This is a genomic window from Flavobacterium tagetis (assembly GCF_016735615.1).
In the GTDB taxonomy this organism is placed as follows: Bacteria; Bacteroidota; Bacteroidia; order Flavobacteriales; family Flavobacteriaceae; genus Flavobacterium; species Flavobacterium tagetis.
Genome location: NZ_JAERSF010000002.1, coordinates 1,244,821 through 1,267,444, shown reverse-complemented (window position 1 = coordinate 1,267,444; position 22,624 = coordinate 1,244,821). Strand labels below are relative to the sequence as shown.

At 37.0% G+C, this 22,624-nt stretch carries 17 protein-coding genes; 4 read left to right on the top strand and 13 right to left on the bottom strand.

The window, feature by feature from the left end:
• Positions 1 to 32: 32 nt before the first annotated feature.
• The 3 genes from JI750_RS12910 to JI750_RS12900 form a co-directional block, all read right to left on the bottom strand.
• Entirely contained in the window at positions 33 to 479 is a 447-nt protein-coding gene (locus tag JI750_RS12910) for a response regulator (RefSeq protein ID WP_202002420.1), read from the bottom strand.
• Positions 480 to 617: 138 nt separating this feature from the next.
• Positions 618 to 821 (bottom strand): Ku family protein, encoded by a 204-nt coding sequence (locus JI750_RS12905; RefSeq protein ID WP_236673042.1) that lies wholly within the window; start codon positions 819 to 821, stop codon positions 618 to 620.
• Between the two features lie 677 nt (positions 822 to 1,498).
• Positions 1,499 to 3,517, bottom strand: a complete 2,019-nt coding sequence (locus JI750_RS12900) for an alkyl/aryl-sulfatase (protein WP_202002416.1) — start codon at positions 3,515 to 3,517, stop codon at positions 1,499 to 1,501.
• 769 nt (positions 3,518 to 4,286) lie between these two features.
• Here JI750_RS12900 and JI750_RS12895 point away from each other — a divergent pair.
• Positions 4,287 to 5,597 (top strand): DUF389 domain-containing protein, encoded by a 1,311-nt coding sequence (locus JI750_RS12895; RefSeq protein ID WP_202002414.1) that lies wholly within the window; start codon positions 4,287 to 4,289, stop codon positions 5,595 to 5,597.
• Between the two features lie 216 nt (positions 5,598 to 5,813).
• On the opposite strand, the gene JI750_RS12890 is transcribed toward JI750_RS12895, so the two are convergent.
• The 4 genes from JI750_RS12890 to JI750_RS12875 all read right to left on the bottom strand — a co-directional run bounded on the left by JI750_RS12890 (position 5,814) and on the right by JI750_RS12875 (position 14,701).
• Positions 5,814 to 6,461, bottom strand: a complete 648-nt coding sequence (locus JI750_RS12890) for a porin family protein (protein ID WP_202002411.1) — start codon at positions 6,459 to 6,461, stop codon at positions 5,814 to 5,816.
• 69 nt (positions 6,462 to 6,530) lie between these two features.
• Positions 6,531 to 12,677, bottom strand: a complete 6,147-nt coding sequence (locus tag JI750_RS12885; protein ID WP_202002409.1) for a M4 family metallopeptidase — start codon at positions 12,675 to 12,677, stop codon at positions 6,531 to 6,533.
• Positions 12,678 to 12,774: 97 nt separating this feature from the next.
• The gene (locus tag JI750_RS12880) at positions 12,775 to 12,912 is read right to left on the bottom strand and encodes a hypothetical protein (protein ID WP_162615036.1); all 138 of its coding nucleotides are present in this window, start codon (positions 12,910 to 12,912) and stop codon (positions 12,775 to 12,777) included.
• Between the two features lie 163 nt (positions 12,913 to 13,075).
• A complete protein-coding gene (locus JI750_RS12875; RefSeq protein WP_111290921.1) occupies positions 13,076 to 14,701 on the bottom strand; it encodes a tetratricopeptide repeat protein in 1,626 nt (541 codons plus the stop codon).
• A 370-nt stretch (positions 14,702 to 15,071) separates the two neighbouring features.
• On the opposite strand from JI750_RS12875, the gene JI750_RS12870 reads away from it, so the two are divergent.
• From JI750_RS12870 to JI750_RS22205, 3 genes are read left to right on the top strand one after another with little or no spacing between them, the layout of a single operon-like run.
• The gene (locus JI750_RS12870) at positions 15,072 to 15,362 is read left to right on the top strand and encodes a transposase (RefSeq protein WP_111290919.1); all 291 of its coding nucleotides are present in this window, start codon (positions 15,072 to 15,074) and stop codon (positions 15,360 to 15,362) included.
• The gene (locus JI750_RS12865) at positions 15,359 to 15,928 is read left to right on the top strand and encodes an IS3 family transposase (RefSeq protein ID WP_111290917.1); all 570 of its coding nucleotides are present in this window, start codon (positions 15,359 to 15,361) and stop codon (positions 15,926 to 15,928) included. Before JI750_RS12870 ends, JI750_RS12865 begins: the two co-directional genes overlap by 4 nt.
• Positions 15,929 to 16,231 (top strand): integrase core domain-containing protein, encoded by a 303-nt coding sequence (locus JI750_RS22205; RefSeq protein WP_111290915.1) that lies wholly within the window; start codon positions 15,929 to 15,931, stop codon positions 16,229 to 16,231. It abuts the gene before it with no gap.
• A gap of 292 nt (positions 16,232 to 16,523) precedes the next feature.
• Here JI750_RS22205 and JI750_RS12855 read toward each other — a convergent pair whose 3' ends face one another.
• The 6 genes from JI750_RS12855 to JI750_RS22200 all read right to left on the bottom strand — a co-directional run bounded on the left by JI750_RS12855 (position 16,524) and on the right by JI750_RS22200 (position 22,624).
• Complete coding sequence (locus JI750_RS12855) at positions 16,524 to 16,904, bottom strand: helix-turn-helix domain-containing protein (RefSeq protein ID WP_111290913.1); 381 nt, start codon at positions 16,902 to 16,904, stop codon at positions 16,524 to 16,526.
• 51 nt (positions 16,905 to 16,955) lie between these two features.
• On the bottom strand, positions 16,956 to 17,285 hold the full coding sequence (locus JI750_RS12850) for a hypothetical protein (protein WP_202002408.1): 330 nt from the start codon (positions 17,283 to 17,285) through the stop codon (positions 16,956 to 16,958).
• 542 nt (positions 17,286 to 17,827) lie between these two features.
• Positions 17,828 to 18,883, bottom strand: coding sequence for an HAD family hydrolase (locus JI750_RS12845; protein WP_111290909.1), 1,056 nt, complete (start codon positions 18,881 to 18,883; stop codon positions 17,828 to 17,830).
• Positions 18,884 to 19,202: 319 nt separating this feature from the next.
• Positions 19,203 to 20,807: an arylsulfatase gene (locus JI750_RS12840; RefSeq protein WP_111290907.1), complete on the bottom strand. Its 1,605-nt coding sequence runs from the start codon at positions 20,805 to 20,807 to the stop codon at positions 19,203 to 19,205.
• A 794-nt stretch (positions 20,808 to 21,601) separates the two neighbouring features.
• The gene (locus tag JI750_RS12835; protein WP_202002406.1) at positions 21,602 to 22,267 is read right to left on the bottom strand and encodes an IS6 family transposase; all 666 of its coding nucleotides are present in this window, start codon (positions 22,265 to 22,267) and stop codon (positions 21,602 to 21,604) included.
• Positions 22,268 to 22,300: 33 nt separating this feature from the next.
• Complete coding sequence (locus JI750_RS22200) at positions 22,301 to 22,624, bottom strand: PepSY domain-containing protein (RefSeq protein WP_202002404.1); 324 nt, start codon at positions 22,622 to 22,624, stop codon at positions 22,301 to 22,303.

The following is a 22,624-nucleotide window of genomic DNA, read 5'->3' as shown; positions in this document are numbered from 1 at the left end:
GATTTGCTGCAGACAGCACCTTATCTGATATATCAGACAAGCAGAAATCTGCTGCCGCTTTTCTGCACGCTTCCCCAGTCCATCTCAAACACTTTCTGCAAAAGGTCCTTGAGCCCCTGAAAGCTGCTTGGCTTGACGGCATAGAAATCAGCGCCGAGCTTATGGCAGAGCTCGATATTATCGGGGCTTTTGCTTGTGGAGAGCATAATGATCTTCACTTCTTTCAGGGCATCCTCCCTTCTGCGGATTTCCGCAAGGCAGTCAAATCCGTTCTTGATCGGCATATTGATGTCCAGAAAAATCATATCAGGCAGGCGGCCCTTGTTCTTGTCAAGGGTATGGAGCAGTTCCTGCCCGTCGCGGGCGCCCTGGACCACAGCAGGAAGGCTTAAATCCTCCAGGGCATCCAAAAACAGCAGCCTGTCATCCTCATCGTCATCTGCGTGATAAATAATTTTAGGGGTATTCTGATGTGCCATCGCTTTCACATTTAGGGCAGTCCAAGGCAAGGGGGCCTTGGCAATCTGCAGGAGTTATGGTTAAAGAACCAATAAGGCTCTGCAAATAGGCAAACGATAGAATTATGTCTTGATGTATGGTGAAAAGCAAATATACGGCTAATTTTTTAAAAAAAGCGCTGCAAATTTGGCAAAATCGGCTTCTTTGCCCGTTTCTTCATTTGCACGTCTGAATTTGATATCGGCATGGCCCTTTTTATCCAGCATGTCCATATCCAGACTGCTCTGTTCTACTGCTGAAAAGATCTTGATTGGAATATTTATCAATCCAAAACTCACCGAACCTGCCCATATTGATCTCATAATCTTCGTTTTTAAATTTTATCCTAGATTTAAAAAACACCAGCTGTAAAAATATTACAATTTCACTGGAAGGTTTTATAAAATATCTATTGGAAATACAGTCTAAAAAGTTTAAATAACGGACATAAAATGACTATTATGACAAGAGAGCTTGAAAAAATTTGAAAAGCTTGAAGGCAATGTAGTGGGCCTGAGATAATCCTTCTCATTTATGATATTCTTCAGCAGTAAGAGGCTCCAACTAAACTACCGCTCCTTTCTCCAGGTGCAGAATCGGCGCACCTATTTCAAAATAAAATCGAAAACACCGTCTAACAATCGCTTGAAGCCTTAAGTTCGAATCATTACTAGCTTATAATCCATATATAAAAAAATGAAAAGCAAACTCGGCCAGTAGGCGTTCCAAAAGAAAACTTAAAAGCCAAAAGCCTTTAAACATCATTGTTTAAAGGCTTTTTCTTTTAGGGAAATCTTTAAAAAACACATGCTTTCACAAAGTACAGCTACCTATTTTTATTGTATTATGGCAGGTCTTAATTTAACGGAAAACCTCAAATTAAGACTTATTTTATAATAATCTGCCGAAATTGTATTTGCAGCATCAAATATCAACGGACTAAAAGATAAATTTGGAAGCAGCGATCTTGATCTTATCTCAGCAGCAAATTTCACAACAATTATTTAATTCTGTTCTCCGCCTGCAATGGCAGCACTAAATTCATATTGTTTTTTATGTTAAGGTCAAAAATAGTGCGCAGTTTCTTTAGTACTTCTCCATCCCCACCGATCTTGGCTTTGCCGCCGGATACTAACTTGGCCAACTCCACTTTTCCAGTCATAAGAGAAAGCAAATCGCTCTTGGAAATTTCAAGTGTCGCCATCGGATTTTTACTTTGGTAATCCGATACACTATTCAGCACGCCATTATGCAATTCCAAACCGAATTTGGCTTCTCCTTTTATTACAAGGTTAATATTTAGATTGCCTAGCGCTAAAGCCTTTTTTGGATCAACTGCCATGCTCAAATACGAGATAAGCAGTTCTGGCGGTAATGCCCCGACAACCTCTGGCGAAATTGTGCTAAGATCATTCGGCACATTCCCGCCAATCCTTAGTTCATAGGCACAAGAAAGATAAAGGTTTCGATAAAGCGCATTTTCTTCCTGATAACCAAGCTGTTCCAAAGCATCAGCCATCAAATAATTTGCTTCTGTATTGCCGCCATTGTATGCGACAATATTATTTAGCAAATCAACAGTAAAGCGATAGTCGCCTAGGTTAAATGATTTAAACGCAGCATCCACCACTTTTTTCTCTCCCCCCATTACTTCTACATAGCGCTTCCCTCTTGCATCATCAGGGTAGGTAGCAAGCTTGGCTGCATTTCCGTCAAACCACCCGAGATTAAGAATATATGTTGCCTTTAGGTTATTTTTGAGATGACCATAGTATGGGCGATTATACCAACTATTCGATACCGGATCGGGTAACTTTGCTTCTTCAGCAATTTCATCCGGACCATAACCATAATTGGCATAGCGCAATACTGTATTATAAATAGATTGATACAAATCTCTTTGAGTTTTCATATACTCTATCACATTTTTATTATCCCAAACTGGCCAGGTGTGTGGTCCAAAGTTTACCTCCACCTCATCTCCCCATCGGGCAATAACCTCGCCTAAGTAATGTGCCCACAAGTTTGCATCTCTTGATTTTGCGCCACGCAAGGTGTAGATGTTGTGCTGCAGATGGTTCAGGTCCTCGGCCATAGACAGCGCTTTCCATTTTCTGATAAAAAACACCATTTCAGCTGGAGCCTCCGCATGGGGAGTTAAGAAGAATTCAAAATTCACCCCATCAATATCGACAGTTTCCCAATTCTTTTTAATCAGCTTATTAGGAATCGGAAGCCCAGAAGCTCCATCTGCCAAAACTACTCCAAGAGCAGCGGTAACCTTGCCTTTTGGCCCAGATTCAAGGATATTGCCATATTGATAACCTGCTCTGCGAGCCATCACATTACCAGCCATCACGTTTTCGCTTACAGCTTCCTCTACAAAATGTTCAGGTGCTATCAATGGAATGCGGCCACTGGAAAAGTCTTCAGGAGTGGCAAGTCCTGCTTTAAATATACCGTCAATTCCTCCAAAATGGTCTGCATGGCTGTGAGAAATGATAACAGCTTTTAGCGGTCGTTTCCCACGATTTTTTTCATAAAGTTCGATTGACTTTGCCAAAGTCTCTGGGGAATACTCAATATCAAATAGGATAATTCCATTGTTAGTCTCAATTATTGAAAGGTTAACCAAGTCCTGCCCCCGCACTTGATATATATTGTCAATTACCTTGTACAAACCACCTCGATTTACCAATTGGGCATGGCGCCATAAGCTAGGATTGACCGTAGCAGGCGCTTCCTTATTTTGCATAAAGTTCATCTTGGTTGCGCTGATTACGTCTTTAATATCCCCATTGTTAATTAAAGGGGCAATAAATCCCCTATCAACATCCTTAAAAGCAGTTTTATCATCAAACGCTAACTGCTTATATACAGCCTCATTAAGTTCTTTTGTAAATTTGGAGGCCTCTTTTTGACTGGCATCTGTTAAATACTTTTCACCTCCTTTTTTTTGATTTTGACAAATAGCTGTTATTGAAAAACTTACTGCTGCCATTAAAATTAGCTTTTTCATATATGATTATCATTAGATGGTTAATATTCATTTTTTTTAATATTCTATAACTCTCTCACAACAAGAAAAAAATTTAATTGCTTACTTTTTTTTGAGTCCGAATAGTAAAAAACGCAGCACTATTTCGAAATTTTATTCTCTTTTTTCAGCAATTATCTTTGCAGTTTTCTATACACTTCAAAAAAAACTCGTTCTCTCATTTTTGCTTTGAAAGTTTGTGGCATTAGTAAGATGAGGTTTCTCATGGAGACATTCCGCAAAAATTTAAAACGTTTCTTAAAATCATGAAAATTTCCAAATGTGATTTCTGACAATAGCAAATTTGGCTTTTATTTGGCTTAAGTTGAATATCAAAAATGTTTGTGTCCCATGTTTGGCAAGAGCTATAAGAAATTAACGTAAAGCATCAACAGTAGAATACTGGTTAATAAGTTAAAATTCCTACGCTAGCTAAAATAAAAATTTGTTTATCCAACTCAAGAATATCAGGGCCAGTTTATTGTTTCAAATTGTAAAATGAAACAAAGTTGTAGGATATGAAACAAAATCAAAGGGACGCTCACCATATATTTGGCTTAACTAAAAACAATTTTTGAACATCTCTCAAAATAGATTTGATAGTTTTTTGCTGCTAAAAGCGTAAATTTGATTTAAGCGTTCAAAACAGAGCATATCTTTCTGGTTTTTATATATTTATGCTGATTCATTTTAAATATTTAAAAACCTATAAAAAAGCATTATCGATATTTTAAATGTCAATAGAAAAATTATGAGAAAAATCACAGACTTATTCAATTTAAGGGAAGGAGAAGATGACAGGGCAAAAACATTGGAAACCGTAAGAAGGAATATAACCTTTGAAGGTGCCAATCTTTGGATTCTGGCCTGTGCCATTATTATAGCCTCAGTAGGACTGAATGTTAATTCAACAGCTGTCATAATTGGAGCAATGCTGATATCTCCTCTTATGGGCCCCATAGTAGGAGCAGGATTTGCACTGGGTATTTATGATTTTGTATTGCTTAAAAAATCACTTAAAAATCTGCTGAATGCTACGGCAGTAAGCCTTGCAGTTTCCACGCTTTATTTTTATCTCAGTCCCTTTAAAGACGTGCAGTCGGAATTACTGGCCCGAACCTCTCCAAATATTTATGATATCCTTATTGCATTTTTTGGAGGAGTTGTCGGAGTGATTGCCGTAACAAGATCAGAGAAAGGAAACCCTATCCCCGGTGTTGCCATTGCAACTGCCCTAATGCCTCCGCTTTGTACGGCCGGCTACGGTCTTGCAACATCGCAATGGTCATTTTTTTTAGGGGCATTTTATCTTTATTGCATCAATTGCGTCTTTATTGGAATTGCTACATTTTTAATTATTAAATATCTTAATTATAGAGCTGTCAAACAAGTTGACGAAAAGAGTCAGAAACGCGTTAAATACATTATCGTTTTTCTAATAATAATTATGCTCCTGCCAAGCAGCTACCTTGCCTATTCGCTTTATCAGGAACAGCAGTTTAAAAAAAATATAAACATATTTATTGAAAATGAATTTACTGACAAGGGATATACGATCGTCTATAAAAAAACAGACTATACTGCCAATGCCAAAAATCTTGAGCTGGCCTTTCTTTCTAAACGTTTTTCCCCCTCAGAAATAGAAAACCTTAAAACCAAGCTGCAGAGCAATGAATACCTTTCAGATACAAAATTAGAAATCCGACAGGACACTACCGACCGCTTCAATACATTAAAAGGAGATATTTTAAATCAGATTAAAGGCAGTGAAAATGAGATGAACCTAAAAGATGTCAAAATAATGCAGCTTGAGAAAGAAATCGAAAGGAATAAAATTGATAATCGCCAAATATTAAAAGAAACATCTGCATTATTTCCATCTGTCAGCTCAATCTCTATTGCCAAAAGTACAATGATCAATCAAAGGGACAGCATCACTACTTTAACAGCTGTGATATACGGAAGCAGCACGGAGCTGAGCAAGACAGAGAATGCCCGATTAGCTGAATGGCTCAATGAACGGCTGAAGGTTAAAGATGTCTCTCTATTCAAAAAAAATTAAGTAAGGACATTTTTTTTACAGGACAATTCTTAGGCAAATTCATAAACCTTAAAGACATTCGAAAATAAACCAGATGCACCCTGAATCAGAAAAAAAGATAGTCCCGGCAGCTCGAACCAGATGGACAAATCTCTTTGCACGTGCTGAATTTTTCAAACTATCAAATAAAAAAATCCGCTCTATGAGCGGATTCTATAAATATGAAGGGTACTAACTCTAATTAAAAAAATAACCAATGGTTATCTGAAAAACTCTATTCTTCATATCGCTGTTGATGATGTAATTTCCTGTCGGATTTGCTTCTTTGAATATATCTGAATACGAGATATTATATCTTGCATCGGCGTAGAACTTATCTTTAAATTGATAGCCTAAGCCAAAATTTACAGAAGTATCTATTCCATTTGTATAGTCTTTCAAATTAAGATTTTCACGATTTTCATATCCTAAAAAATTGTCTTGATATTCGTTTTTAGCTTTCAAAAGTATTCCTATTTGCGGTCCTGCCTGAATGCTAAATCCTTTTGCAACATAATATTTTAACATCACCGGAATATTGATGTAGTTTAAACTTATGGTACTTTTGTAATGCGAATTTTCGACCTCTGCATCAGCATAAGAAAACTTCATTCCTTGTTGGCTGTATACTAATTCGGGTTGAATAGAAAATTTTTCCGCAACAGGAATCTCAGCCATTAACCCAGCAGCAAATCCGCTTTTATTTGAAGAGTTTATTTCACTCTCATCAAAAGAAAGACTGGAAATATTTAAACCTGCCTTCACGCCCAGTCTGACCTTTTTGGTTTGAGCAGTAACAGTTGCACACAACATAAGTGTGCATATAATTAGCATGGATTTTTTCATAAAATTTAATTGGTTTTAAGAATGGTAACTCTATTTTTATAGAGTTACCGTTTCTATCTGTAATTTTTGTTACTTCTTGATAATTTTAGCTGTGAACTTTTTACCTTGTACAGTACAATCTAAAACATACACTCCCGCAGGCAATTCACTAATATTGATTGTTGACGGCATGCTAGAATAGTTTTTATTCCATAATACATTACCATTCATACCATACAATTTTATCTGTGTCTGTCCTTCAACATTTTCTGCCAGGAAGATATTTGCATTGTCTACAACCGGGTTCGGGAAAACTCTGAACGGATTTGTTAATTTTCCGATAATCAAACCTTTAGAATCGATTGGTTCTGACATGCTGCTGCAGCCATTACTATTTGTTGTCTGAAGACTGTAAATTCCTTCCCAAATTGCCACAATTGTTTTTTGAGTTGCGTTTGGAATGATTCTTCCATTTAAATACCATTGGTAAGCAGGAGCATCAGCCGTTGCAGCAATTTTCTTTTCGCCTACAACTTCAATTTGAGGTGCAATATTTTCAAGAACTGTAATTGTTGTGTTGAAAATTTTACCTAATCCATTTTCATTGTAAACCGTTACATAATAATCACCGCTTTCTGTTGTGCTGTAAGTTGGATCGGTTGAACCGTCGAACCATTCGTAGGCTTTGTATTTTCCTGGATCTAGAACCACTATTGGCCCACAAACATCCCCGCTTGCTAATCCAGATTCAAAAGTGTCAAATGTTACATTTACTTTTTCTGTAATTGAACATCCGTTTTTCAAAACCGCAGTTACAATATAATCTCCGGCTTTTGTTACTTCGATAGCAGAAGTATTTTCTCCCGTACTCCATTTATATGAAGATGCGTCAAGTTCTCTGATTAACAAATTAGATTCGGCATTAAGATAAACGCTTTTTCCTGCGTACCCGTGGACTGATGGATTGTCAAATAATTTAAAATCTCCTGCCACTCCCTGATAGGTATAATCCTCAATTGTATTATTCTGGGCAATGATGTCATTTTCTAATTTTGCTGTAAAATTGAAAACTTGGGAATCTCCATTCTGAATTAATTTTGGTTTTGTTTTAAAAGTGTATTCAATACTTCCTCCAACGGGAATTCCTGCTGCAACTGCTTCTGAGATTTTCTCTGAAGTATTTAAATATTCTACTTCTACCTCAATAGAGTTCTCTTTAATTGCAATCTGACCCTCATTTGTCAATTTAACTTTATATTCTTCGTTTCCGCAAACATCCTTTGGCGATAAAATCTGCATAGAAACATCTGTAACAGCCTCGTTAAAGACTTTTAAATCATCTAAAACCATATATGAATAGCCATCTGACTTAGCGTGTCTGAAACGGAACATTACTGATTTTCCTTTATATTTAGTAATATTCAAATCGACTTTCTTCCACTCGGTGTCAACAAAAGAACCTTCTTTGTTTGTTCTCCATAATTCCGTCCACGTACCTCCTACCGTTTTAATATCGACAAGGAAAATGTCATTAGCATTACTTTGCATTGCATAATAAAACTCAAAAGCGCTTGCATTCTCATCTAATTTATACATTGGAGAAACCAACTCGCTGTAATAAGACAAACCTTCCAGCTGGCTATAAAGCATGTTTGCCGCTGTATCTCCTGTATGATCTTTTTGAGGTACGGTCAAATATTCATTGTCCGGATTAACCACAACTCTCCATGGATAATTATCATCACTTAAACTCGAAACAAAACCTTTTTGCCCAAATAATGAACCGCTTGGTACAGTTGAGAAAGTTTCAACAGTAAATTCCGGTGCTTTTTCAATAACTTCAAAAGATCCTTTTAAAACCTGAGCCTGATCTTTAGGCTCATTGGCTGTGAATGCTTTTACAGCAATATCATATTTGCCCGGAGCCAGTTTTGGCAAACCATCTAGTTTGTATGTGATAGTTTGTCCAACTAGTATTTCCTCGCTTTTTTCAATAGAAACAGGTTTTCCAACAGCAGTTCCGTTTTGAGAAATCTGATATTCAATTGTAAATTTATCTAATGTTTTGTAAGCCGAATTTCTAAGGTTTATATTGAATTCATGTGAAGGTGCATCTTCGTAAACCGTTTCTGCAACGACTAAATTAGAAGGTCTTAAATTCGATTTAGCTTCTTTGATTTGGATATTATCTACTGCAAAACCGTTCGCAAAAAATCCATTGTCATTGTGTTGGAATGCTATCATTACGCAAGATTTTCCGGCATATTCTGTTAAATCAACACCATATTCCCACCAAGCGCCATAATATGGCATGTGAAATACTTCTTTCCAGGTCTGACCTCCGTCTGTACTTACTTTTACATACCCATCTGACCACTGTTGAGGATCTCCAAAACCGTCAAATGATAAATGCGCTTCTTTATAATTTGTCAAATCAAATACAGGCGAAACCAGCATATCGTTCGATGAATCGCAATTGCATTTGTCATCATTACTAGCCATAAAATGAGTATGATCCTCAATAAACCATCCTGGCGAACCTAAATCGGCACGCTCTCCGTATTTCCAGCCGGCCGCTCCCTTATTTTCAGAAGTTCTCCAGCCTTTGTACTTAGAAGCATCTTCAAAATCCATTTTGTATGGCAGTACAGATACTTTCATGTCATCATTGTTCCAATTGTCATATGTAATCACATAGGAATTATTGGCTTGCTTTACATCTTGCAGCATATCTTCCGGGAAGACAGAAACTGCTACAGTATGCTCGCCTTCAGTTTTCAAATTGATATTTGGAACGCTGATCGTAATTGTATCTTTAAATTTAGCAAAAACTAAAGTTCTCTTTTCTGTCTGTGAAAAAATTTCATTTTGAGCGGCATCCAGAATTGTAGTCGTAACATTTACGGCCTGGCTAGCTGTAGCAAAATTGTTAGTCACTTTAATACTTACGGCAGCATTATTATTGTTGATGTCGCATTTACCAGCGTCTAATTTCGCAGATACCACTTCTAAATCATAGGGTGCATCTTTCACTAAAATATTATCTATAAATCCTCCTATAAAGCCGTCATAATAGTCATCAGATTTTACGCGAAAACGAATTGCAGCTTTTTTTCCGGCAAGTTCATTTAAACGTATCTGATAAGGGTCTTTTCTCAGACTATTATTTACCCCTGTAAACCAGCCACCATCAAATAGATCATTGTTATGTTCTGTTTCCGGATAGTTAACCGTAGTTACTTTTTTCCAGTTTTTGCCTTTATCTTCAGAATATTCAACAATTAAACCGTCATATGTTCTATGCAGTAAATAATATAAATCGAACTCAACATATGGAGAAACCACATTTGTAAAATCAAAGATTGGCGATTCCAAAACGAAATCAGAATTAAGCCCCATTCTGTCATTGCTTTTAAAGTCTACCATTCCCCACATATACTGCGACTTAACAGATCTAAATGATGCCGGATAATTCTGAAATATGAATTTCTGGTTTTCACTTAAAGCCTTTGAATTCCATCCTCCAGGAGTTCTTTCAAAGCCTTGAACATATGGGAATTGGGTAACAGTACCACTGTAAGCAGCATTAAGAATACTGTTGTTTGCTGTAACGGGATCTTTATCATATGTTACATAAGCTTCGTACGTATGCAAGCCAACTGCCGATAAATCTACTGTTGTGTCAAACGGAATTTTGATTTCTGATTTTCCTTTAAAGTTAGTCTCTAAAGTAATATCTTTCCAAACTGTAACACTTCCTGGTGTGGTGTCTGCATATCCAATTTTTAACTGTGTTCCAGCCGGAATATCCTGACAGCCTAAATTATATAGCGTTATTGCCAAGGTATGATTTGCAGTAAGCTCCTCTCCTGTATAATCCGGAATCTCAAGATTTGTTACTTTAATATCAAAATCTTTTTGAGCTGCCGGAACTATGATTTGTGAAGTAAACGAATAGCCATCTTTTTGACCAAATTCAGCAATTGGGTTAAGATCCATTTTTACCTCTATGTAATTTGTAGCACCTCCAAGCTGATATGGAATATTATCTTTAATTTCGATAGTAATTTCTTCTCCAACACCTAGATCCTTATCAAAAGTAACTTTACCATCATTAGAATAAAACTCAATAAGTCTGCCTAAAGCACCTGCCATTGCTCTCAATTTGTAATTTAGATCTTCGTTTGCTTTAATTAGAGTAGATCCGGTATTTTTAAGAGTCACATAAAAAGGTTCGTCACCTTTTAATTGCCCACATGGCAAAGAAGGATCTTGAACAGAAACAAGCGAAAGCTGTTTATCTGAATAAGCAGCACCAACACCAATTGCATACCATGCATTGGTAACTTGTTTGTATTCTTCAGAGCCTAGTCCGTACAAATCTTCTGCAACCATTAAAGAAGCCTGACGCATGTCGCTAAAATTCGAAGAAGGCGACAAATATTCTGTAAGCGTTAGGTATGCAATTTTCTCTGCTTTAGCTAAACCAAGGCCTTTAATAGTATAGCTATTGTCAAGATCATTAACTCCTTGTCCACCTTCAACTAAAAGATAATACCAATAGTTGGTAATTCCGCTGTTTTGGTGAACACCTCCATTATCATAACTTGTATTTGCAGGATCTGCCCAAAATTCACCTCCGTAAGTATCAGGCTGGCCAGCCGCTTTTGGGTTGGCCATACTTCTCAAGCTTCCGTGTTTGTACAATTCATCACCCAGCATCCAAATGTCATTTTTAGAATCTTTTCCAGCGTACAGCTCAATCGAAATGCCAAAAATATCACTGAATGATTCATTCATAGCTCCAGATTCTCCAAGATAAATCAAACCGGCTGAAAATTGCGTTACTGCGTGTGTCATCTCGTGACCCGTAATTCCTAAACTCACAAAAGGCTGCGTATCTCCATCGCCAAACTGTGCCCATCCGCCAGTCCACGATGCATTTTGAACATGAGTTCCTAAATGCGCAAGTCCAAAAATGGTCATTCCTTTATCATCAACACTATTACGGTTAAATTTTTCTTCGTAATAGTTTAATGTTGTTTGCAATCCCCAATGAATATCAATCGCCGCTTCATCGTGGTCTTTGTTGTATAAATCATTCCAGTTGTTATCCTCATCAATATATTCTGTAAGCACTTCATCAGATGCATGCTCGGCATGATTCATATTTAAAGTGTAAATCGGCACTTTGAATTTACCCTCTAAAGTTTCCAATTTATAACCTTCTGCATATTGAGTCGTTCCAAAAGTAACGTTTCCTGCAAATCTTGCTTTTCCATTACCAATAGCTGCTCGGCCATCAACAGGAGCAGAAGAAGCTGAACGAACATCTCTGTTTAAATCAATCTTTAAAATTGTTTTCCCAGAATTTGCGTCAACGTAAATAGTTTGGCTCGATTGCGGATTAGTTGCAAAAACATCGTACTTCCAAGCCAAATGATATTCTTTCAATTCAGAAGAAAAACTTGGCCCTACGTAAACCAGTTCACCTTGCGGTTTTTGGCTTATTTTTTTATTCACCAAAGAGCTTAATTTTTTGCTTTGCCAAACATATTCTTTGGCGTTTACATCTTTCAAGGCATATTCTAAGCCTTGAGAAGCATTTACTTTATAAGAACTGTTAGCAGGAAGTTTGCTGGTAATTTGCCCAAAAGCATCAATTTTGGTTTTGTTCTCTCTGACTTTATAAATAGCTCCTTCTACAGGAATAGAATTATGCAATTGCTGATAGGTAGCCAGACTTCTGCCATTTTTGTCTGAAACAGATTTCAATTGCATTTTATCTGAACTGCTTAACCCAAAAGCGGCTTTTTTGACTTCAAAAACATTTCTGGAAGTTAAATTTGCAGATTTTGCAAAAGACTTGACCTTCGAAATACTATCCTGAGCAGCTGCTTTACTTTTAGCCGAACTTGCATTTGGTTTAAAAAGCTTTTGGCTTGCCTTAAATTGCTGATTAACGGCTTCACTTTCTTTTTGTGAAAGTTTCTTACCATTAATATCTTCTTGTTTTGGAAGAAGAGGATCATTGGCGTCAGCTTCCTGAAAAGCATTTGAATCGCTTGTTTTCTTAGAAACTTGATCCTTTGTTGTGGTTTTTCCTGGCGTTTGAATCGCCATTTGCACATTAGCCGATTTGTTTTTTTGCAAAGGCGACTGAGCCATTCCAAAGGAAAAGACAAAGAAACTCAACAAAACAAACAAATACCTGGGCTTAGAGTAGGTTTGGTTCATTTTTTTAATTTAAAAGTTAATATTAAGGTTGTTTGATTAAATGAAAACTCACGTTTTTTTAGGGTTGATAACAAGCAACAAAAGCAAATGCTAAGAATCATCCTGGAGGCTGATCATTAGAATTTGCTTTTGTAATTTTTTGTAGAATTTTTAAGAGTGCACTCTTCTTTGTTTTTGTTTCTTCCAGCAGCTCATCCAGACTTTTCGTCTGTTCCTTTTTTTTCTTAGTATTCATCCAATCCTTTTTTATAATAGATTCGGCGAATATAAAGTGAGACTCAGAAATGCTAAAAAAAAGGAGTTATGTAAAAACATTCGCGGGCAAAAAAAGTACCCTTCAAAAACATTCTTTTTTACATAACACACAATAAACCAAACACTTAATTTTTAAATTATTTTTATGATTCGTTGTGTTTTAGCGTAGTTAGATAAGTAGATAGATTTACTTTCTCGTTGGTTATATCAAACTTTTTGCGAAGTCTTGCTCTGGCGCTTTCGATAGATTTGTACGATTGTCCCGTTATTTGGCAAATTTCTTTTGTAGTTAAATCAAGATACAGCAGTGCACATAATCTTCGGTCTTTTGGAGTTAGTGAAGGATAGTCAACTGCAAGCTTATCGAAGAAAGATTTATGAACCTGCTCAAAACTCATTTCAAATTCCTTCCAGATATCTGTATTTAAGTCTTTTTCCAGACGTTTTAAAACTATGTCGATCGCATTCTGCATTTCTTTACTGGCCGTTTGGAGCTTGATCTTCTTCAGATCTGTCAGGATTTCATTGATATTGTCTGTACGATGTATTTCCGACATTGCTTTTCCGATCAAAACCATGTTTTTTGCTTCCAGACTTTGTTTTAGTTCCTGCTGTTTGGCTTTTAGCTTCTCTTTTTCTAATTGATTCTTAATATTTCTGTTACGATAGCGAATTAATAAAAGAATCAAAGTCAAAATCCCGACAACTAGAATTAATCCAACAACATAATATTTAAATCTTGTTTTTTCTTCTACTAAGGATCTAATTTGGCTTCGTACTTTATAATCCTGCTCGAGCCTTATTCGTTCAAGATTTACGGCTTTCTGCTCTATGTCGATACTGTCGCTTATCTGGTTGTACTTCTGAAAATAATGTACTGCATTTTTATAATCTTCTTTACCTAGATAAGCTTCATAGAGTATTTTATTTAAACGCATGCTTGAAAAACCAAATGCTTTTTCTTTATTGTATCCTAAAGCTTTTTTGGCGTTTTCAATAGAATTTTCAAACCTCCGGTCTTTTAAATTATATTCAGAAAAAGATTCGTAAACAAATGACTTTAAAGAATTGTCAGTAATGGAATCTAAAAGAGAAAAAGCTTTTTCAAAATAGAATTTTGTGTTTTTCTGATCCTTTTTTAAAGTATAAGTCCTTGCTAAATTGGTATAAATATATACGGTCAAAGTATTATCCTTTAATTTAGTAGTAATCAAATGGGCTTTCTGATAATAATGCAATGATGAATCGGCATTTTTATCAAGATAAATTGTTCCAATATTATTTAGGATTTTAACGAGCTTTGCAGAATCCTTCTTCGCTTTTTGATATTTGTAAACATGAGAAAAAAACTTCAAAGCTTTTTCTTGATTATTACTTTTAGCATATACAATGGCAAGATTGTTTTCTGTATTTGCAATTTCCTGAACATTGTTTTTCTCTTTATAGATATCGTATGATTTTAAGTAGTATTGAAGAGCAACATCTAAAACATCTTTTGAATAGTACAGGTCTCCGGCAGTTGTATATATTCCAGCTAAAGTTTCTGCTGGCTTTGCTGTTTTCTTGGCTTCACTTTCTGCTAACTCAATATATTTTATCGCTCTATTCCAGTCAGTAGACTGCAATTGAGTTGCTATTATTCGACATAAATTGACCTTTTTTTCATGATCATCAATAGCATTTAAGCTGTCAATCAATTCTTTTGTTGAAGATTGAGAATGAAGAAAAAAAGAAGTAAAAAGTAAGAATATAGGCAGTACTCGTATCATTATGTTCGAAAATTCTTGGAAATTTATGCAAATTTAGAGAAAATAAATATTCTTAATAGATTAACAGAAGCTTTATTGGGATTTATAAAACCTTGAACCAAGACAAGGTGGAAAATCAAATTTAGAGAAGACACAATTACAATATTGTGATGCGAACATTTTTAGAATAATAATTTACTTTTAATATACTTTTTTACAATCAAAAATTTGGAGTTGATGCCTTTTTGTGACTAAAAATTAAGATTGGAGGTGCTACCTTTTTCGCGACTAAAAGCTTAGACAGTATCGATCAGAAAGTGTAAAAAAGTAGGATGCAGTACTTAGAATTTCTTATTGAAAGCTAACTTTATGAATTCTGATTTTTACAGGCATGAAAACGACAAGGAGAACCTTTACTTTAGGCTTCAAGATTCTGGCCGCCACCATGAGCAGCCACTGCGGAAGGGTCTTTGAGGTGGCAAGAGAACTCGACATCAGCACAAGCACCCTGCAGCACTGGAAGAAGTGTTATAAGGAAGGTAGATATAACATAAAGAAAACCTCAGCTGAAATATCCCTTAAAAATGAATTAGTGAAACTGCGAAAACGGATCAAAGAGCTGGAAATTGAAAGGGACATCCTAGAAAAGGCTCAAAATATCTTCTCCAAGAGCGGCGGGTGAAATATGAATTCATCAGAGAAAACTCGAAAATATTTCCCGTTGAGAAGATGTGCCGGATTTTTCAGATCCACAAAAGCAGTTTTTTCCGATGGCGCAAAAGAACACCCACCACAAGGGCCCAGCGAAAAACTTTCGTCATAAACGAAATTATTAGAATCTACCAATGGAGCCAGTGCCGATACGGAAGTCCGAGAATTGCTAAAGAATTGGATACTATCGGGATAAAAGTCTCCAGGAAATTTGTCAGTCAGATCATGAAGGAAAACCATCTGAGCAGCATTGCAAAATCGAAATACAAAAGGACTACTAACTCATCCCTCAATAGCAAGGTCGTCGAAAACAGATTGGAACAGATTTTTAAAGCAGGCAGAAAAAATGAAGTCTGGGTTTCTGATATGACCTACTTAGAAACAGAAGAAGGCTGGCTGTATCTCACTGTGGTGCTAGATCTTTTTGACCGCAAAGTGATCGGCTGGTTCATCAGCGAAACAATGAAAGCAAAAGAGACCAGCATTGCGTCCTTGACAAAAGCTCTTTTAGATCGTCCCCTGCAGATCGGTCAGTAACTGCTATTTCACTCAGACCGGGGAATACAATACACCTGCCGTGAGTTTATTAACCTATTAGAGGCAAATAAAATAGCTCAAAGCATGAGCCGCAAAGGGAACTGCTACGATAATGCAGTAGCGGAAAGCTTCTTCAAGACCTTAAAGATAGAACTTGTGTACCAGAATAAATACAAGACCAAAGAGAAGGCAGAAAAATCCATAGCTGATTATATAGAGAACTTTTACAATACCTGCAGAAGACATTCCGCACTCGGAAATTTAACGATTGAAGAGTTTCAGAATCAGCTGCCAACTAATTAATAGCTTTTTTTATGATGCTAGCATTAAAGTGTGTGCACAATCTATGCGTTCAGATTTAACAAGAACTTATACTCCTACATTAAAAAAATTTGAAACCTCAATTTAGAAACATTACTAAACTTCTTTAGCGCCGTACAATAATATAAATAAAAGAGTTCGTGTCTTAGTATTACGTACAAAGAACCCTTTCTATGAAACAGTTGCAAATTAAGGTAGTTGTAGCCAGTTTTATTACTGTTCTACCGAGCCTTTAAAATTGATTTATCTCTGATCCAACTTAATAAAAGAAATATTATGAGAGGTGCGAGCCTATTATAAAATGTTTTAAAGATTTGCCCTTATGTTTGCGCAATGCCCTAAAACAGCTTGCCCGGGAGCCAAATCCACAAATAAGCGACATTTTTTCAATAGATAGATTCTTTAATATAGGGGCATTTATATTTTCCAGCAAGTATTGAATTCTTTTTAAATTTACATAATCATTAAAATTTAACCTAAGCTCAGCATTAATCAGATAAGAAATTTTATGCCCGGTAATTCCTGTTTCTTCCGATAGCTGGGCCAGACACAAATCTTTATTTAAAAAAAGCTTTTTGGAATTCATGAAAAATTCTATTCTTACCAAGCATTCTTCTTTTTCTTCCTTCTTTAGTTTGCAAAACATATTCCCCATATGCTTATTTTTAGAAATTATTTCAATCTAATACTGCCAGTTAGACAGATCCTACATTGGCAGATACCATCTAAATCCTAATCTAACTCCAAAATTTGAAGAATTTCTCGGATAGCCGTCGGATCTATAAGCCATAACCTCAGGTTCGATATAAGCATTATACTTTAATTTGCCCGACCATATATATCCAACCCTGAAATCCATCGGTATAGCCACTTTTCCAGTCTTATAGTCGATCTGCCATTCGGATTCAATCCCAGCATAAACCCCATTTGCCCATCTATAGAAGACATTTGGCTGCAAGCCGGCATAAGTGGAAGAACCATACGTGTCATTTCCAGATATGGAGAAAAAATTTTCCATATCCAGTACATCTGCCATTTTCCAAGATCCGTGAAAATTACTGTGAAAGCCGGACCGATACTCCACTGGGGAGAACCCAACTGGTCGTCGGTTCTTGTAGGGATCTGAATATTCCATCCCGCACCAAACTCCCCCCAGCCTTTCTTGGTGAGGAGAAAAAACCTATTCAAAGTCAGATCTCCCAATCCAGTTTTGCCGTCTGGCGCCGTATTTAAAAAAGTAATAACCCTTATCAGCTGCGGCACTTTTATTAAAAATCCTTCTTTCAAAGGAATTATCCCCCTAAAGCGAAAATTTTGTGCGAATCCATCCTGTCCCTCAGTCTTAAAAATTGCATATTCTTCCAATTGCAGCTGCCAGGCTAAAGTGGTGGGATTCATCACTTCCTGCGATAGTTTTACCGAATTGGCACCGCTCTGCGGTTCCTTGTTTTCTTCAGTTTCCTGCGCAGCCCCAGCAATGCACCCCGCGAAGAGCATCACTAATCACGCAGCATAGTCTCTGGCGCCTTCTGCTTCCCGGTTAAATATTTTTAATTTCATAGCTCGCATTTTAATTAGTTAATTGCCAGGAAAAATCACTTTCCAATCCTTTTTCATGTCCGCAAAAGCCCAATTTTTAGCCTTTCCCTCATCAAGCCCTTTATCGAGTGTCCCCACTGGAGATTTTCTGTCATATGCCCATTCGCGGATAGAATCTGTGTGGTGGACATACAATTCAAAATTCTTGTATTTATTGGAAGCCGCCCACTGCAGCATCTGAAGGTCGCCGTCTGAATTTCCTGCCGAGAAAACCGGTTTTTTCCCAATATACTTTTCTATTGCAACCGGTTTTCCCTCTTTGTCATCATTAAAATCCAGGGCAGGCAGTTTTGTTATCACCGGTTTGCCATTGTTGTAGTCATATTTTGCCTGGAGTGTGCTGCCCACAATCTGGTCTTTTGGGATTCCGTAGACGTCCTCAGCCCATGCGCGCATGAAATCAATACCGCCTCCTGAAACAATAAATACTTTGAACTGGTTATCCTGCAGATATTTGACCAATTCAAGCATAGGCTGGTAAATGAGTTCTCTGTAAAGTTTTTTCTTTGTCGGATGCTTCGCCGTGCTGATCCATTTGCCTACGCTAGCCTCGAATTCATCGGTAGACATTCCCGCATGGCTGACGGCCACTATCTGCATCAATCCTGCTTTGCCCTGCTTCATCAGTTCCCCCATATTATTTTCCAGCACTGCTTTAAAAGGCTGCTTGCTCTTCCATTCCGGATGTTTGGGAGCTAAGGCTTTGACCTGATCCAAGGCGAAGAAAAGCTGGAAATAAAAAGGCTGTTCAGCCCATAAAGTACCGTCATTGTCAAAAGTTGCGATGCGGTCCTTTACAGGTATAAAATTAGGGCTTTCTGTATTGGTTACATCTTTTACATAGGCAATGATGTCCTGTTTTACTTTTGTATCGTTCCATGATGGCAGATGATCACCGCTTGAGACGGCTGTCGGAGCTTTTTCCTTGGCGGTACTGTCTTCTTTAATCCCTTCTTTTTTGCATCCTGCTGCAGCGATCAGCAAAACAACGGAAAGGAATAATTTAAGGCCTGCTGTATTATTTACTTTTTTCATCTTATCTGATTTAATTTTGCTGGTGGTCAAAATATGACCTTAATAAAAATTTGAAATCTTTCATTCCCTTCTTTATTAAAGCTAAAGTTAAGGCACTACATAACGATTTGAGAGGCTTTTTTTGCTCTTCCCTGCCATTTCCAAACCTCAAACATTCTCGCTTGCTTCATATGCTTCTGCATGCTAAGAAACCTTTGAGGGACGGCATTATAAAAAGAGCCAGCTGCTTATATGCAAGCATAGCCAGCCCTTTCTTAAAACAAATCACATATTTCATGGCAGCCAAATAATAATTTTTCAATCTTCAGCCGATATTTTATCACCCGCCTCCGCTTCTTTTTGCAGTAGTTGTGGCTTTAAGTTTTTCCTGAACATTTTTCATCATTATATAATCATTGATTGTTATTGGTCCAGGATACATTTGGCTCTGCAATGGACTTGGCGGATATTTTTCATACGTTTTGACAAAATCCGCAAGAATGTTTTGAACAGTTGGCAAAAACCATGTCTTCTCGGTAAAGTTATTCATAAACAAATCATAGCGTTCTTGAGGATCTGCCCATAAATCAAATATCTGCGGTACGGTAGCCACATAACTTGCTGGCCCTTTCCACCCTAAATTGGCATCTACTGCCAGACCTCCTGTACGGGCGCCATCATCGCCTCGCAGATTAAATACCGCCTTGAATTTACCAATTCGGATTGCTCCCGGAGCCAATTCGTCTTCCGTAAAATAAAGCCACATATTTCTTTTTGATTTGCCTGTGCCAAATAAAACCGGCGACATATCATAGCTGTCAAAAATAGTCGGTTTTCCTTCCCTGTCTACAGTTGGCAGCTCCTGTCCTGATAAAGCGGCAAATGTTGCCATAAAATCAAGTGTTCCTAAAATGTCACTGTTCTTACTGTTTGCCTTGATTTTCCCTGGCCACCAAGCCAAGGTCGGAATACGGCTTCCCCCTTCACGGTCTGTCCCTTTAGTTCCTCTGAAAGGCGTATAGCCACAATCAGGGTATACATCCTGCCAAGTGCCGTTATCCACTGTGTAGATAACCAAAGTGTTTTCAGCAATTCCAAGATTGCGCACCTCGTCCATGATGCGGCCTATTCTTGAATCCAGTTCGACAATACAGTCGGCATATTTATTTTTTCCGGCAGATTTCCCCACATAATCTGGATGAGGCAGGTTAGGCTGGTGGTTTTTGGCAAAAGAAATTTCCATAAAAAAAGGCTTGTCCTTTTTAGCATTCTCTTTCAGCCATTTAATGGATTCCTCTTCAGTATACTGATCTAAAAACGGAATCACTTTTCCATCGATTTTTCTTACTTCTCTATAAGGTTTGCCTGCCTCTCCTTCGAGTGCGCCTTTAGTCCCTTTAACCCACATTGCTCTGATATCATCCGGCATGTCCGCATTCCAATCTGGATCCGTATAGGTGTAGGCATTCAAGTGATATAATGTTACATTTTTCATTACATCAAAACCCTGCGCAATGGGCATAGAATAGTCTTCCTCGCCAAGATGCCATTTCCCAGCGAAAAAAGTATTGTAATTTTTGCGTTTCAATAAAGACGCCAAAGTCCATTCAGCTTTTGGAAGCCCCCCTCCATCTCCTGGAAAAGCAACTGTTGTCATACCGCTGCGGTTGGGAATTCTTCCGGTTATCAGGGCAGCTCTCCCCGGTGTGCAGCTTGGCTGGCCGTAAAAAGACCAGAACTGCATTCCTTCGTTTGCCATGCGGTCGATATTAGGAGTGGCTGCGCCTCTGGCTTCCCCTCCACCATAAGGGCCTAAATCACCCCATCCTGTATCATCTGACAGCAGAATAATAATGTTCGGGCTTTTTTTCGTCTGGGCATCAATAACAGCGCACGTAAATAACGAGAGCGCCAATATTGATAATAGATGTCTTCTTTTTTTCATAATAAGAGATTTATAATTATACTAGAGATTAATTTGTTATGTCATGGAAGAACTGATTAAAAAATGATTAAAGATTTTTTTTGTGCTTAAGCGTCCGCCCATTTGCAAAGGAATTATAAATTTAAAGAAAGAACCCACACAGAATAACGGTAAAAAGGTTTCATTTTATAATTTGCAACAAAAAAATAGAAAGTGCAACGAACTTATTTCCTCAAAATCGGATTTGAACTTACAGACTATGAGAGATTAGCCATTTATGCGATTTATTAAATCAGCCCATATTATGTCATGTTCCTATTTTGGAGTTGCTACTTTTTTCGCAACTAAAAGATTGGTGAGTGTTTATCTGAAGGAGTAAAAAAGAACCATATAGCACTTAGAATTTCTTATTGAAAGCTAACTTTATGAGTGCTAATTTTCACGGCATGACAAATACGAGAAGAACCTTTGCTTTAGGCTTTAAGATTCTGGTCGCCGCCAAGGGAAATAAATCAATTTTTAGCTTCTGTGGAAGAACAATAAATAAGTGGAAAAATATTTATTATTTTCATCAAAATCGGCAGAAATAATCATCAAATTTTGACCTAAATAATCTCAAAACTATTATTTAATTTTGCTAAAAACTTATTTAAGTTATCCATTTAAATGCTAAGTTATGTAGTTTCATTTTACAAGTATATTAATAGCTCCATTTATTGAATTAATGAAATCACATCTTTTAACGTTTTTTAACATTAAACCCGGTTCTGTCGCATCTGTCAGAATCAAATATAAAAATTGAAGTAATTTAAAAGTTAGCCCGCCAATTTACAGAATGATTTAAACATAGTTATCCCTGGTCTAACCATTTGATTCTTTCTCAGCATATGCACAACTTCAATTCCGCTCAATGTTCGTCTTGCCGATTCAAAACTTTTAAAGCCTAACCCATTTTGTATCCTCCATTTTATAAATCGATGGTCCTGTTCGACAATATTGTTGGGATATTTACACTGCCGGATTTTAATCTGTGTGAATGAACGTTTGTTATAGACTTTGATAGCGGCAGTATTAGAACCGCTTTTATCAATGTTTACTACTCTTGGTCTGTAGTTATTACTAATTGCTTTAATTAGAAATGACTGCGCACTCATTCTTTGTCTTTTTCTGGTCAAAAGAAAATCAACCGTATTGCCTAATTTATCTACTGCCCTATATAAATAACACCAAATACCTTTTACTTTGATGTAGGTCTCATCCAATCTCCAACTCTCCCCCACTCTGCCTTTTCTCTTCTTCATTTCTGCCTCAAGCAAAGGTGCAAACTTGTAAACCCAACGCTGAATCGTCGCATGATCCACAATGACTCCTCTAATCTTCATTAGTTCTTCAACATCACGGTAACTAAGTGTAAATCTTAGCTTGAAATATACTGCCTGAAGAATTATGTATTTTGGATAACAATGACCTTTAGTATTCATCTTTTGATCGGTTTAAAATTCTAAAGATAAAAGTTATTCCCAGATGCGACAGAACCTGACATTATCCTGATAATTAAAAATCATAAATTCATAGGTGTCGCAGCTATTTCTGGGAAAAGTCTGCAGCATGATCTGCCGCGCCTGGGGATACCTCTCAGAGACTTTATGATACATCTGGTTTAATGAAATGGTTTTACTGCCCTTTACACAGCAATGCATTGGCGGATTATTGAAATACTCAATCTCTTTTTTAAAAACCAATAAAGCGCCCGAAATTCCAAAAAACAGATACAGTACCCCGAAAAACAATCCGAGGCAGCTGTGCAGTTTAAATGAGGTCTTTGTAATTTTTTTCAA

Coding starts and splice junctions, on each gene's coding strand:
- JI750_RS12840 (WP_111290907.1), bottom strand. CDS start 20,807: ATGAAAAAAAGAAGACATCTATTATCAATATTGGCGCTCTCGTTATTT.
- JI750_RS12905 (WP_236673042.1), bottom strand. CDS start 821: ATGAGATCAATATGGGCAGGTTCGGTGAGTTTTGGATTGATAAATATT.
- JI750_RS12910 (WP_202002420.1), bottom strand. CDS start 479: ATGGCACATCAGAATACCCCTAAAATTATTTATCACGCAGATGACGAT.
- JI750_RS12875 (WP_111290921.1), bottom strand. CDS start 14,701: ATGATACGAGTACTGCCTATATTCTTACTTTTTACTTCTTTTTTTCTT.
- JI750_RS12835 (WP_202002406.1), bottom strand. CDS start 22,267: ATGAATACTAAAGGTCATTGTTATCCAAAATACATAATTCTTCAGGCA.
- JI750_RS12895 (WP_202002414.1), top strand. CDS start 4,287: ATGAGAAAAATCACAGACTTATTCAATTTAAGGGAAGGAGAAGATGAC.
- JI750_RS12870 (WP_111290919.1), top strand. CDS start 15,072: ATGAAAACGACAAGGAGAACCTTTACTTTAGGCTTCAAGATTCTGGCC.
- JI750_RS12855 (WP_111290913.1), bottom strand. CDS start 16,904: ATGGGGAATATGTTTTGCAAACTAAAGAAGGAAGAAAAAGAAGAATGC.
- JI750_RS12900 (WP_202002416.1), bottom strand. CDS start 3,517: ATGAAAAAGCTAATTTTAATGGCAGCAGTAAGTTTTTCAATAACAGCT.
- JI750_RS12885 (WP_202002409.1), bottom strand. CDS start 12,677: ATGAACCAAACCTACTCTAAGCCCAGGTATTTGTTTGTTTTGTTGAGT.
- JI750_RS12890 (WP_202002411.1), bottom strand. CDS start 6,461: ATGAAAAAATCCATGCTAATTATATGCACACTTATGTTGTGTGCAACT.
- JI750_RS12880 (WP_162615036.1), bottom strand. CDS start 12,912: ATGAATACTAAGAAAAAAAAGGAACAGACGAAAAGTCTGGATGAGCTG.
- JI750_RS12850 (WP_202002408.1), bottom strand. CDS start 17,285: ATGGCAGATGTACTGGATATGGAAAATTTTTTCTCCATATCTGGAAAT.
- JI750_RS12845 (WP_111290909.1), bottom strand. CDS start 18,883: ATGAAAAAAGTAAATAATACAGCAGGCCTTAAATTATTCCTTTCCGTT.